The sequence below is a fragment of the Algoriphagus sp. SE2 genome (assembly GCF_039563885.1).
GTDB lineage: Bacteria > Bacteroidota > Bacteroidia > Cytophagales > Cyclobacteriaceae > Algoriphagus.
The window spans coordinates 43378-57256 of record NZ_JBCLWJ010000021.1; the positions used below are offsets into that span (position 1 = coordinate 43378).

Here is a 13879-nt window from a genome sequence, read left to right on the forward strand (position 1 = left end):
TAATACCTCTTTCCCATTGTTGAAAATAGTACAAATTCAATTTTCCAATAAATCAGCAGGTTCTTGTGCCCGTAGGTTACACGAGGGCTTTATGAATTCAAGTTTAGTCCAATCCAACTGTATTTCTTTATTTGAGGATGGTGAAGCCTATGAAGGAATTACATATCTCTCTCAAATCCCGAGGTTAAAAGCTTTTATCAATAATTGGATTGAAAGAAAAATTCATAAATACGATAGCTCTAAATTTGGTTTATACACCTATGGTTATCTTGGAACAGATGTTTCTAGGATGAAAGTAATTCAAGATGCTGATGTAATTTATATCCACTGGGTTCAACTTGGATTTTTTAATAATAGATCATTTGAAAAGTTATTTGAAACTGATAAAAAGATATTTATTGTTTTACATGATATGTGGTTTATGACAGGAGGTTGTCATTATGCTGTTGATTGTGAGCAGTTTATCGATGGTTGTTTGAATTGCCCGATCTTTAAGGATAAATCAATAGCATCATCTCAGCATCGAAAAAAGGAAAAGTTGATTTCTAAATATAAAGGTAGATTTGAATTTATTACTCCTAGTTTATGGTTAAAAAATCTTGGTGGAAAATCCAGTTTACTTAAGGATTCAATTATTCATTTTATCCCAAATTACTTTGAATCTCCAAATTTTAAGCCTTCATCTCAAAGTCAAGCCAGATCAATTTTATCAATTGATCCAAAAAAGTTAGTTGTTTGTTTTGGAGCTGTCAATATTTCAAGTGTATATAAAGGCTGGATGTTTATAAATGAGGCATTTAAATACTTAAAGAATTCTTATTCCTACGATGAACTAGAGGTTGTAATCTTTGGTAATGGAGACCTATCAGAATTTGAAAAAGCTATCGATTTTAAAATCCATTACTTAGGGTATTTAGAAGATGAAAAAGAAATTTCATTAGCCTATAAATGTGCTGACGTTTTCGTCATTCCGAGTATTTTAGATAATCAACCTACTACAATAGTCGAAAGTCTTCATTGCGGAATCCCTGTGGTAGGGTTTGATTTATGTGGTATTCCTGAGATGATTGAGCATAAAAAAACTGGATATATTGCTGAAGCATATAATTCTGTTGACTTGGCTGATGGCATTAAATTTTGTTTGGAAAACAAGCTTCAGGTTACATTGAAAGAGGAATATAAAAGTGAAAATGTACTTAAATCCCACTTTAAGTTGTTAAACATCAGAGATTCAAATGGTTGAAGCATCTTATATAAAAAGTTCAAATGAAATTGGAATTGAAAGATATGTTTTCCCAACGAAATCCTATGCTTTATACATTTCAATTTTTTATTTGTCTTTAATAGGCTTAAGTGTAGGGTTTGTAATGAGTTTAACCTCATTCTCATTCAACTCTCTCTATCAGGCATTAGAGTTATTTAGTTATATATTACTTGTTTTCTCCTTAACTAAGTTAATTAAAGTAAATGCCGAATTATCCTATTTTAGAATGATGGTCGTCATTTATATGATTTGGCAAGTATTGATTTTAGTCAGGGGTGATTATTCTACATTTGATTACTTTGAATTAAAGCAATTTATTTTTGACTTAAACTATGGAGGTTCTTTATATTTTATACCTCTTTTAGTTTTCATTAATTTTAATATGTATTTAATAAAAAGGTTATTTGATACTGCTATTATATTATCGGTAATTTATTTTTTATTCTTTTTTCTGAATTTCGGAGTTTTGTTTGACAGTGATCTATCAAATTTAATAAGTCAAGGAGCAGCAGAAACTTATTTTAAATACTTAGCCATTCCAATTGGTATTTTAGTTTTAAATTTCAATTTATTAAATGATAAAGTTAAACCACTTATTCTAGTAGTTTTACTAATGGTTTTTGCAGTTGCGATATTTAGAGCGAGGAGAGGAATGATTTTTATGGCGGCTTTGATTACCTTTTTTGGGGGATTAAATTTTTTTATTACATCGGAAAGAAAATTTAGTATTTTATTTTATCTTACTTATGGTCTTTTTGGAGTATTTCTTTTATTCTTTTATTCAATTGGTGAAGATTTAGGAAGTAATTTCTTCTTTAAGAATGTTGCATCTCGCGGTTTGGAAGATACCAGAGGATATGTAGAGAATTGTTTTTTCAACGATATGTCTTCATATGATTGGTTTTTCGGCAAGGGATTCAATGGAGGGTATAAATGTCCTGGTATTGACGAAAGTATTTTTGAAGGTGGTTTGAGGAGAGTGATTGAAACAGATGTTCTTCAATTAATAATGAATGGAGGAATAGTTAACATTTTCTTGTTGTTGGCAATAATTTTGCCTGCTATTATTTTGGGTTTATTCTACTCAAATAATAATTTGGTCAAGACTTTAGCAATTTGGATCTTATTATGGTTGATTTTCCTATACCCTGCGAATGTTTATAGTTTTAGTATATTTCATATTTCAATTTGGCTAAGTGCAGGGATTTGTTTCACTTCTCCCATCAGAAATTTGCCTAATTCTTTTGTAAAAAAATATTTTCTGAGCGAATTCACTATGAAGCCAGAATTAAACAAGAAAAATAATGCCTAAAGTATTGGTTTTCGGTCAGTCTTTTAACTCTAATACTGGAGGTGGTGTTACTTTATCTAATCTTTTTCGAGGGTGGAATAAAGATGATTTGGCCGTTATTTGTACCAGTCACTCCAATGGAAATATTTCACCTGAAATTTGTGATAACTATTATTTTATTGGATCAGATGAATTCCATTGGAAATATCCATTTAAGTATTTTCAAAGAGAGCTCCCCTCTGGTAAATTACCTATAAGAACCACTCCTAATGTAGATGCTTTTTCATTTAAACCCACATATAGAGAAATAGCGATTCATAAATTTCTTTATCCATTTTTGAATTGGACTGGGCTAATGCATACCATTTCAATCATGGAAGTGAGTGACAACTTACTTAAATGGGTAGATGAATTTTCTCCGGATATTCTCTATATACAAGCATCCACTAGAGAATCTTTGCTTTTTGCGATAAGTTTATCTGACAAGTTAGATGTGCCTGTTGTGATTCACCAAATGGATGATTGGGTAAGTTCTGTTGGATATAATGGTCTTGCTGGTAATTATTGGAATAAAAAGGTTGGAGATGAATTTAAACAGCTAGTTCAGAAAGCCGATTTATGCCTAAGTATTTGTGATTTGATGGGTTCGGAGTATGAAAAACGCTACGGTGCAAAATTCATTACCTATCACAATCCAGTTGATCTAAAAATGTGGTTGCCTAAAGAGGAAAAAAAGGTTAATAATGGTAAAGAGATCTCCATATTGTATGCAGGTCGTACTGGGTTTGGAATCTATGATTCTTTAATATCTTTTGCTGACGCGGTTGAATTATTTAATTCGAAAAGCGAGATAAAAATTAAGTTCTATGTGCAAACTGCTGAAAAGTTAGCTTGGACTAAAAAATATAAGTACACTTTTCACAAAGACTTAATTCCTTATAATAAATTACCTCAATTGTTTCAAAGCATGGATTTCTTGTTATTGCCCTGCGATTTTTCCAAGAAGGCGATTAAGTTCCTTAAATATTCTATGCCGACTAAAGCACCTGAATATATGATAACAGGTACTCCTATTATTATTTTGGCACCTGAAGAAACTGCCATATACCAATATGGAGAAGAGGGGAAATGGGCCTTCACAATAAATAGCGATGATCAAGAAATAATCTCTACTAGATTAAATGAAATAATTTCAAACGATCAACTAAAACAGACTTATACCCAAAATGCGATTAAACTAGCTAAAGAAAGACATTCATATGAACTTGTTACAAAAGATTTTGCGAATCAATTTCACGCACTTTTGGAAAGTCAAGTTCAAAATGACCCTCACTAAATTTAATTAAAGTCATACATGAATATTTTGGTATTTGGAATTTCTTTGCGGGAAGGAATGGCTGGATCTGTTAGGGTTAGAAATCTTTTGTATCCTCTAGTTGAAAATCATTCAGTAAAGCTTAATAATTTATATTTTTCAAACCAGGCAGATAGTATAGATGATACTGGAAGAACTGATGAATTGAAGGTGGATCTGGATTTTAAGAATCCCGCTTCAATGACTTCCTATTTATTCAAATCTTTAAGATTTATCCGCAACAAATACAATAAGAGACAGAAGAACATATTTTACCTTTATGATACTCCCGATATCAAAACAGTAATTCCTTTGATTTACGCTAAAATGTTAGGGTATAAAATAGTTTTGGATATTGTAGAGGATAGTACTCACGCATACAGTTTTGGTGGTTTTGTTAATAAGTTTAGAGTTAAAAGCGGTGTTTATATTCTTAAAAACTTTCAATTTTTAATTGATTTGAATATCGCAATCTCTTCTCATTTAGAGCGTCTGTTGCTCTCTTACACTTCCCGAGAGAAAGTATTATTCATTCCTGTCACTATGGATATATCAAAATTTAAAAAAAGTGAGTTTACTAAAAGCAAGGCTACCACTTTATTCTATGGGGGTTCTTTTGGTAAAAAGGATGGACTTGATTTGTTGCTTAAAGCTTTTGAAGAAGTTTGTAAAGAGAATGAAGATCTTAAATTGATTTTAACTGGAAAAGGGGAATCAGTTCATGATTTTAATGAATTCATGAGTTTGGTTAAAGCTTCTGAATTTTCGGATCGAATTTTTTATAAAGGATTCATTCCTTCAAATGAATATCAGGATTTGCTTAATTCTTGTGATATTTTTTGTGTTATTAGAGATAATTCGGGTGCGGCAAACGCAGGGTTTCCTTCTAAATTAGCAGAATATCTTGCAACTGGTAGAGCAGTAATTGTTACAAATGTTGGTGATGTTTCGCAGCACTTAATTCATAAAAAAAATGCTCTTATAGTGGAGCCGGAATCACTAACATCGCTAGTTGATGCCATAAATTTTTTAATTGATAATCCTGAAAAAATTACTGCCATAGGAAGGGAAGGACGATTAGTAGCTCAGGAAAAATTTAACAATATTAAGGAAAGCGATAAGTTACTCAATAGTTTAAAGGCTATTTAAATCTAATAAAATGACTAAAGTTTTGGTTTTAGTAACAAATTCTATCAGTACTTCTTATGGGGGGATAGGTCCATTTGTTAAGAATTTAGATGTTCATCTATCGGAATATTATGATTTAGAATATATCACTCTTCCAGATTACTTTGATAATATAACTGTTGTCCCACATCGGTTTTTATACTTGATGTATATGTTTTTGAATTACTTTAAACTCAGAAAGTATGACATGGTGATTTCGCATTCGCATGAAGGAGCTTATGCTTGTGCTTTATTTGGTCTTCCATTTATCCATGTTTTTCATGGCAATGATAATCCAGTATCTGTATCTAGATTTTGGTATGGCAAATACTTTACTTCTCTATTCAACCATGCAACAAAAATGATTTCTGAAAAAAGCTTGATTGGCTATACAGTTGGGAAGGAAGAACCTGGAAGGAAGAAGATTTTAAATCCTATTTCTCATGATGTCACGAAAAAACCCTTTTCAGAAAGGTCAGGTTTTATTTTTGCAGGTAGACTAGAAAAAGGAAAAAGAATTGAGTTAATATTAGAGTCATACGCTCTTTTGCCTTCCGATATAAAAAACTCAAATAAATTGAAAATAGCGGGTAAGGGCTCTCAACTAGAATTTCTTCAGGAAAAAGTAAATGAATTGAAGTTAAATGACAATGTTGAATTCTTAGGAATTCTTGATAATCGATCTTTGATAGATCAAATATCAAAGAGCAAAATATTTTTAATGGCCTCTGGATTTGAAGGTTTCCCTATGGTGATTGCTGAAGCTTTCTCAGTAGGAGTTCCTTCCGTTTCTACTAATGTTGGTGATATACCAAGCTTTCTTAAGTCTGGCGAGAATGGAATGTTAGTGGAAAAAGAATTTGAGTTTATTGATTTTGCAAATGCAATCCAGAAAGTGTTGGAAAATTATGAACATTTTTCATCTAAGGCTTTTGAGGCAGGTAAACAATTTGATGCAAAAAAGATTGCTCAGGATTTAGTGAAAGATATCAATACCTTGATAAAAGCAGAATAGTTTTTCCCATCGCTGATGTGAAGCAGGGTTATTTACTGAGATGATTAAGAGACTAATTTTCAATTCATTCCAGGCTGGATAAAGTGGAAATTAACCTGTTTTCAAAAATAGATAATGTATAGTTTTCTTTAAATCTTTGAAAACCACGTTTACCCATTAGAATCCTTTTATCTGGGTGGTTTTTTAGATAAGTGACTGCCTCTGCCAATTCTTTAGGGGATCCTCTTTCCACAATTATTCCTGTCTCATAATTTTTAATGATTTCAGGTATAGCACCCTCAAAAGTTGAAATAATTGGTAAACTGTATTGCATCGCCTCTAATAGGACTAAAGGGAAGCAATCTTCCTGTGTTGGATGAATAAAAATATCTGCAGTCTCTAAGATTGCCTTCTTTTCCTCTCCTGAAACTTTGCCTACATACTTTATTTCTTCTGCTAACCCATTATCGTTGACAAAAGTATTCAAATCCTCTGCGGTTACATCTCCTTCCGCCCCTGCAATAATACATTGGAATTTAATCCCACTTTCCTTTAAAACAACGCAGGTTTTTAAAAGGTCCCAAATGCCTTTAGACTTAAGCAAATTTGATAGAAACAATAAATTGATTTTATCTTCTTTTGAATGAGTTGAGGGATTTTTTATACCTATAATTTCCTCTATTCCATTGCCACAATATTTCACACGTTCTGCGGCAACAAACTTTGCAATGTCCTCATATAGGTGAGGGGATAAAAGTATCACATCACTGTTTTTAAATATCCAGGGATACAAACGTTTTTCAATAAATTTCTCGCTGTTTTTTTTCACACCTTTATTGTGCAAGTGATATACTAATCGAAAACCTAACAATTTGGCAATGAACACAACAAAAGCATCTTTATATAGACCTGGGGCTGTGGTGCTCAATGTCATATAAACCAGATCGGGCTTTTGCTTAAGACATTTGGAAACAGTTTTTGATAGAATCCCAGCATACCTCCTCCATTTTAAAAAGCCTCCTTTCCCGATTTCATCAATGGAATGTGAAGTGCTTAAATTGATGAATTCGGAATCAAAAGTTGAATTAATCTTTTTGCTGGACATAATATATTTCCCAACTACCGCTGCACCATGAATTGGTGGTGGGTAATGAAGGATAAAAAGAATTTTCATAGTAGTTTATTATGTACCTCTTGAAAAGATAGGAGATGAGCTGATTTTAAGAAAGTCTTATCAAACAGACATCTTTACATTCAAATATTATTGGTTTTTGACGACATGCCTAAGATAATCGATCTTATCAAAAGTTGAGTAAATTTTTAAACGGTTCGATGTTCAATTTTTTGAGGACAGTGATTTATTAACTTTCATTTTTACCTTAAAACATTTGGCCATGATTTTCAATAGTCATAATTCATACTAATCTAATCACCAAAGAATACTCCTTATCACTCTGTAATTTCCAAGTCAAAATCTATTGAATCAAATTTTGGTATGGAATAACTCATAATTCCTTTATTTTTTAAAAATAAAACCTCTATTTAGATATCTAGTTTTCAGCTTAATAATTTTGCCTGGATAGTTAGACTGTTAATCAAATTATTCCTTGAACACTATTCTTTCCTGTGAGAAATTAGGTTGGAAAACCGTATAATTTTATTTCAATTTTGATTCATGAAGTTTTTTAAATTTAGTAGATCAAAAACAAGAATTTTAAGATTCATTTTTGGAATAGGTGTTTTTATTTTTTCGATAGAAAGAAGTTTTGGTATAGATTATTATTTTTCTTCTTCTAATGGGGATGATAGTCGTTCTTTCGAGTTAGCCCAATCAGCTGATACTCCCTGGAAATCCATCCAAAAACTGAATGAAATAGCTTCCTCTTTAAAAGGCGGTGATAGAATTTTTTTTAAAAGAGGAGATGAATTTCATGGCACAATCCGACTTTCAAAAGGTGGTATGATAGATGATCCTATCTTATTTGATGCTTATGGAACAGGTGATTTACCGGTTATAACCTCTTTAGTAAAAGTAAATAACCTGGAAAATTTAGGAAATGGCATTTATCAAACCAAAATCCCGAATATCAATTCTAAAGAATTAAAAATAGTAATATTAGATAAAGAGATTAAGCCTTTTGGGAGGTATCCAAATAGTGATGATAAGAATGGTGGATACCTTACTATTCAGTCTATTAATAATGATTTCAGTATTAATGGAAGTTTAATTCCTTTCGATGGTAAGGAAGGAGAGATAGTTCTCCGTAAAAACAATTGGATTATCGATAGTTATCCAATCTCAAATATAGATGGGAAAAGAATCGATTTTCTAAATAGGGGTAGTTCTGGGTATAAACCAACTAAAGGATTTGGCTATTTTATTCAAAATCACATTGGAGCATTAGATCAAATAGGAGAGTGGGCCTACTCTAAAGATGAAAAGTTATTATCAATTTATCTGGGGGTTGAGAAGCCGTCCGAAAGAACCATTGAATACGCAACAAATGATTATCTGGTTATAACAAATTTCTTAGTTCGGAATTTATCTTTTAGGAATTTGCATCTAAAAGGAGGGAATAAGAACATTATCAATATTGAAAGATCTTCAAATATTCTAATTGAAGATTGTGTTTTAGAATTTGCTGGAGAAAATGCCATTTATAGTTACAGTACTCCGGATTTTACTATTAAAAAAAATATTATCCGAAATGCTTTAAGTGGGGGAGTATTCTTCTGGCATAGTACTCCCAGGGCAGTTATTTCTGATAATTTAATTGAGAACACGATGCCATTTCAGGGTATGGCAAAAAACAGTGATTTAAATGGTATTGGGATTTATTTGGCTGGGAATGCAAATGAGTCAAAGGTTATAAGAAATCGAATAATAAAATCCGGTTATAACGGGATCCACTTTGGCGGAAACAATTCAATAGTAAAAAATAATTTGATAGATAATTACTGCCTTTGGAAGCAAGATGGAGGTGGTATTTATATGAATTCCGACGGTTTAGTCAATGCAAATAATAAGGGGAGAGAGATAATAGGTAATATTATTTTGAACGGGTTGGGTGCCAAAGAGGGGACTAATCAAGATAATAATATGGCTGAGGGCATTTATTTGGATGATAATACTTCAGGAGTCTTTGTTTCAAAGAATACCATAGCTCACATTAATGGTAAAGGAATTTACCTACATAATGCCAACAATATTGAAATTTTTGAAAATCTGATTTATGATTGTGATGTTCAGCTTAAACTAAATCATGATCCCTTGGGTGGACCTTTAAGAAATATACAAATTGAAAATAACCAATTTATAATTTTGAATAAAAATGAAATTGCTTTTTCAATTTCGTCTATTGAGAATGATTTAGATAAGTTAGGTATAAGTCGAAATAATTATTTTCTAGTCCCTTTTGCAAATGAATTTATTTTTGAATCAAAGAAACCAGGTGATGGAGCTTATTCTGTCAGAAAAAATTTTAGAGAATGGAGGGCTACTTTTGGGTATGAAAGTTCTTCTAAAATTGATGTTGGTGGTATTGAAAGATTTATCGTAAAAGAACAAAATATTTTAAGGCAAAGTAATTTCAATTTGGATCTCAATGTGGTTTCAGGTGTTTATCATGCACTTTCTCAAAGAGTAGGGTCTGGAATCAATGAAGGGACCTGGGAGATATTACCTGATGGAACAGAAAAAGCACTTGCTTATATTCAGATGGGTCCAATAAGTAAAGAGGATATGATTTTGATAGAAATGGATGTCAAAAGCGATCAAATCCCGCAGAAAATTGAATTTTTTTTAGAAAATTCGTTTAACCAAAACTCCTCTGCTGCCATTTCGTATTTCGAGGCTTCAAATGAAATAAGAAAAGCTAAGATTTTTTTGAATTCATTGACTAACTCTAAAAATGAAAGCTTGGTAATCCGTACAGGAATTAGTCCTGTTTCTTTACAAATCGATAATTTGAAAATCTCGAAAGTTAAAACTGAAAAAAAAGAAGGAAATACATTTTTTCAATTCAATTTTTCAGATAAAGCTCATAACTATTCTTTATCTGGCGTTTATAAAAATCCGAAAGGCGAAATTGTTGAAAATACAGTGGCTGTTCCTCCTTATGGCTCAGTCTTTTTGATACGAATAGAATGATATCAACTTTGATTATTTAAAATCCTAAATTGCTTTGAATTCAAATATTGTTTTAAATTTTTTCACTATTGATTTAAGGATTGGCATTAGAATGGCATATAAAAATTAAAAGTTTAAGAAATATTGTTTAGTTATTTATTATGAAAATTGGAGCTTACAATCCATAATATTTTTAATTATCAACCACTTATCTGTTGTCTAATTGGATAGGTTTTTCTTTTTCAATTTTACTTTGAAAAATTCTGATGTTGAAAAGTATGTAAAATCTCCACTAATTGTGGAATTATTCCACAGCTTTAATAAAATCGGGTTGTTATGCTAAAATAATTTATTTTTGAAATAATTGAAACAGGATTTATTTCAAAAATTTATTTGAATTTTTTTATTATTTCCACTATTTATATTCATTATTTAAAATAATAATTGTAATAGTAACTTTGATAACTCTTATTCCTCAATTTCTAGTTGGACAATTGGGCAGATTTTATTTAACATAAAAATTAGTTTAAAGGATTGAGTTCATTAATAATTTTATTTATTAAAACTTTTTAATGAAATAAAATATTTTTTACTGCGTAAATTTTTAAAAATTTAAGTAAATGTAAAATACAGAAACATTGTTATAAAATGTTTTAAAAGACATTTAAAATACATTTTTTAGTTTATTTATATTATGGATAAATCTAAGGTTTTAACCTGTTTTGTAATCATGTTTCCCAAAGGTATATTAGCATAATACGTAATAAATCACTTTTTTATTTCTTTTCAACAATTTTTTTTATCAAAAAATAAGTTTTTTAAAAAATATTATTCTGTATAAAAAACTGTATTTAAACTTATTTTTTTATTGTTTGAACAAAAGAATTGGCAAGGAAGTTGAAATTTGAAATTGATTGCCCAGTAAATTGAAGCTTTCAAACCACCTGACCAAAAAATCACCGAATTACCTTATGAAATCAAATTATCTTGATGAGCTAAACTACTTGCTCTTTAGAAATGCCAAACTAGTTAAAAGAGTATTATTGATTATTGTTTTTTCAGTTGTTTCTATTTCCTTTTCATGGGCAACTGATTATTATTTCTCTAGTTCATCTGGAGATGATAATCGATCCGCTGCCCAGGCGCAAAATGCATCAACTCCTTGGAGAAGTATTGATAAGTTAAATTCCTTCGCTGATCAGTTGAGATCTGGAGATAGAATTTTATTTAAAAGTGGAGATACTTTTTATGGAACAATACAGATTTCTAGAGGTGGTAGTTCAGGGAATCCTATAATTTATACTTCTTATGGTTCAGGGGCAAAACCTGTAATAACCTCAATGGTTAGAGTCACTAATTGGGTTTCTCGTGGAAATGGCACCTATGAAGCAACTCTTTCCAGTATGGACGGCGGTAAAGTCCAAATCTTTAGTGTTAATAATCAATTAAGAGAAGTTGGAAGATATCCAAATGCTGGGACAGCGAATGAAGGATTTCTCACTGTGACTTCTGTTAATAATGCTTTGAGTATTCAAGGCGCGAATATGCCGGCTAATTATGTAGGTGGAGAAATTGTAATTAGGAAAAATGATTGGATTACTGATCGACATGAAATTTCCTATAATGCTGGAAGCACAATTAGTTTTTTAACAACTCCAGAAACAGGGTATACTCCAAAAGTTGGTTTTGGCTATTTTGTTCAAAATCATTTAAACACGTTAGATCAATTTGGTGAGTGGGCTTATTATAAATCCAATAAAAAGCTTTACGGCTATTTTGGAGGTCAGAATCCAAATAACTTAAATGTAGAAGTCGCAACTCGAGATTATTTGATTAAGACGAATAGATACATCCAAAACCTTACTTTTAGTAATTTAAATCTTAAAGGTGCCAATGCTGATCTAATTAATATTCAAAATTCAGCAAACATTCAAATTACTAATTGTGAATTAAACTTTGCAGGTCAAAATGCCATTTATTCGCATACTACTCCTGATTTAATTATTAGAGGCAATTCCTTTAATTATTCTCTGAGCGGAGGAGTTTTCCTTCCTTTTAGTACTCCAAGAGCAATTATTCAAGATAACACTATAAACAATACAATGCCGTTTCAGGGAATGGCAAATAGTAGCGATTTGAAAGGAATTGCAATTTATATTGCTGGAGATGCAAATAATTCTCAAGTAACCAGAAATGAAGTTTTGAATACTGGTTTTAATGGAATTCATTTTGGAGGGAATTATACAGTCATTAAAAATAATTTTATTGATAATTATTGTCTTTTTAAGCATGATGGTGGTGGTATTTATACCAATTCGGATGGGATTACTTGGGGTAATAATGAAGGTAGAGAAATAGTAGGAAACATTATAAGAAGAGGGATAGGTGCTATTGCGGGTACACCAGTAGATGACGAGCTAGCTGAAGGTATTTATATTGATGATAATGCAAATGGAATTAAAATTTCCGGTAATACTATTTCCGATGTTACCGGGAAAGGCTTATATCTTCACAATGCTAAAAATCTTGAGGTTTTAAACAATACTTTTTATAAAACTCCAATTCAATTGCACGTAGGTGATGATGTGATGGGGAATCCTGTACGGAATGTTAGAGTAGAAGGGAATCAATTTTCTTGGGTCTACCCAGATGAAGTTCCTTATAGTATATCTTCTGATGCAAATGATATTGATCAAATAGGAACATCTAATAATAATTACTTCCTAGATCCCTATGGAGTTGAGGTCCTATTTAAAAGTCAAAGCCCAAACGATGGGCCAGGCGGAAGAAAATGGAATATGGAAAACTGGACCAATCAATATGGCTATGAGAGAAATTCCTTGAGACCTATTTTTGACTTAGAAAAATATACGGTTACTAGTTCCAATACTATTAAAGAAAGTAATTTCAATTCGAATTTGAATATTGTTTCGGCAGTATACAATGGTAGTTCAGAATTGTCAACAGGTATTGACGGAGGAGTATGGAAAGTAAATTTCAACCAAACTACCAATGCTTCCGCTTTTATTCAGATTGGAGCAGTATCTCAAGGAGATGAAATATTGGTTGAATTTGATACTAAAAGTTCAACGCCTAATCAAACCGTAGGATTGTTGTTAGAAAAAACATTTAATCAAAATCAAGAAGGTACGGTGTTCAATTTTGTTACTTCTACAGAAACCAAAAGAGTGAAAATCCTTCTAAAGGCAAATGTGGGTACAGGAAACGAAAGTATTGTTTTTAAATTCCCAAAAACACTCCCCAGTATTTTGATAGATAATTTTAAAGTATCTAAGGTCAAGACTAATCCGATAAATGTAGAACAGCAGGTTTTTTTCCAGTATAATTTCTCAAACCAAACTGTGAGTTATCCGCTTTCCGGAGTTTATAAAAATGCTAAAGGAGAAATATTTAATGGTTCAGTGAGTATTCCTGCCTATGGTTCCGCTTTATTGGCCAAAATAGAAGAGGGATCTACCGTGGATAATCAACCACCGGTAACTAACATTGTGACTCCTACGCAAAATCAGTCATTTGATGAAGGTACTTCAATCTTAATCCAAGCATATGTAGCGGATCCTGAGAATCAAATTTCAAAAGTTGAGTTTTTTAGAGGGAATACATTGATAGAAACTGTTACAAAAGCTCCTTATGAGATAAACTGGAATAACGCACCAGCG

Annotated in this window: 8 protein-coding genes; 7 read left to right on the forward strand and 1 reads right to left on the reverse strand. The window is 31.4% G+C overall.

The features are described from left to right. Positions 1 to 91 precede the first annotated feature (91 nt). The 5 genes from AAGF08_RS18510 (at position 92) to AAGF08_RS18530 (ending at position 6091) form a co-directional block, all read left to right on the forward strand. Positions 92 to 1243, forward strand: a complete 1152-nt coding sequence (locus AAGF08_RS18510; RefSeq protein ID WP_343512870.1) for a glycosyltransferase — start codon at positions 92 to 94, stop codon at positions 1241 to 1243. Then, entirely contained in the window at positions 1236 to 2576 is a 1341-nt protein-coding gene (locus AAGF08_RS18515; protein WP_343512871.1) for a hypothetical protein, read from the forward strand. Before AAGF08_RS18510 ends, AAGF08_RS18515 begins: the two co-directional genes overlap by 8 nt. Then, positions 2569 to 3891: a hypothetical protein gene (locus AAGF08_RS18520; RefSeq protein ID WP_343512873.1), complete on the forward strand. Its 1323-nt coding sequence runs from the start codon at positions 2569 to 2571 to the stop codon at positions 3889 to 3891. The genes AAGF08_RS18515 and AAGF08_RS18520 overlap by 8 nt, the downstream gene beginning before the upstream one ends. A gap of 219 nt (positions 3892 to 4110) precedes the next feature. Beyond that, complete coding sequence (locus AAGF08_RS18525) at positions 4111 to 5058, forward strand: glycosyltransferase (RefSeq protein WP_343512874.1); 948 nt, start codon at positions 4111 to 4113, stop codon at positions 5056 to 5058. A gap of 10 nt (positions 5059 to 5068) precedes the next feature. Further along, on the forward strand, positions 5069 to 6091 hold the full coding sequence (locus tag AAGF08_RS18530) for a glycosyltransferase (RefSeq protein ID WP_343512875.1): 1023 nt from the start codon (positions 5069 to 5071) through the stop codon (positions 6089 to 6091). Between the two features lie 64 nt (positions 6092 to 6155). Here the strand turns inward: AAGF08_RS18530 and AAGF08_RS18535 are convergent, their stop codons facing one another. Continuing rightward, positions 6156 to 7244 carry a glycosyltransferase family 4 protein gene (locus AAGF08_RS18535; RefSeq protein ID WP_343512876.1) on the reverse strand — a complete coding sequence of 363 codons (1089 nt, stop codon included), beginning with the start codon at positions 7242 to 7244 and terminating at the stop codon, positions 6156 to 6158. 501 nt (positions 7245 to 7745) lie between these two features. Between AAGF08_RS18535 and AAGF08_RS18540 the strand changes: the two genes are divergently transcribed. Continuing rightward, on the forward strand, positions 7746 to 10220 hold the full coding sequence (locus AAGF08_RS18540; protein ID WP_343512877.1) for a right-handed parallel beta-helix repeat-containing protein: 2475 nt from the start codon (positions 7746 to 7748) through the stop codon (positions 10218 to 10220). 950 nt (positions 10221 to 11170) lie between these two features. Further along, positions 11171 to 13879 (forward strand): right-handed parallel beta-helix repeat-containing protein (locus AAGF08_RS18545; protein WP_343512878.1); only part of this gene is annotated, 2709 nt, incomplete at its 3' end.

Coding starts and splice junctions, on each gene's coding strand:
- AAGF08_RS18510 (WP_343512870.1), top strand. CDS start 92: ATGAATTCAAGTTTAGTCCAATCCAACTGTATTTCTTTATTTGAGGAT.
- AAGF08_RS18515 (WP_343512871.1), top strand. CDS start 1,236: ATGGTTGAAGCATCTTATATAAAAAGTTCAAATGAAATTGGAATTGAA.
- AAGF08_RS18520 (WP_343512873.1), top strand. CDS start 2,569: ATGCCTAAAGTATTGGTTTTCGGTCAGTCTTTTAACTCTAATACTGGA.
- AAGF08_RS18525 (WP_343512874.1), top strand. CDS start 4,111: ATGACTTCCTATTTATTCAAATCTTTAAGATTTATCCGCAACAAATAC.
- AAGF08_RS18530 (WP_343512875.1), top strand. CDS start 5,069: ATGACTAAAGTTTTGGTTTTAGTAACAAATTCTATCAGTACTTCTTAT.
- AAGF08_RS18535 (WP_343512876.1), bottom strand. CDS start 7,244: ATGAAAATTCTTTTTATCCTTCATTACCCACCACCAATTCATGGTGCA.
- AAGF08_RS18540 (WP_343512877.1), top strand. CDS start 7,746: ATGAAGTTTTTTAAATTTAGTAGATCAAAAACAAGAATTTTAAGATTC.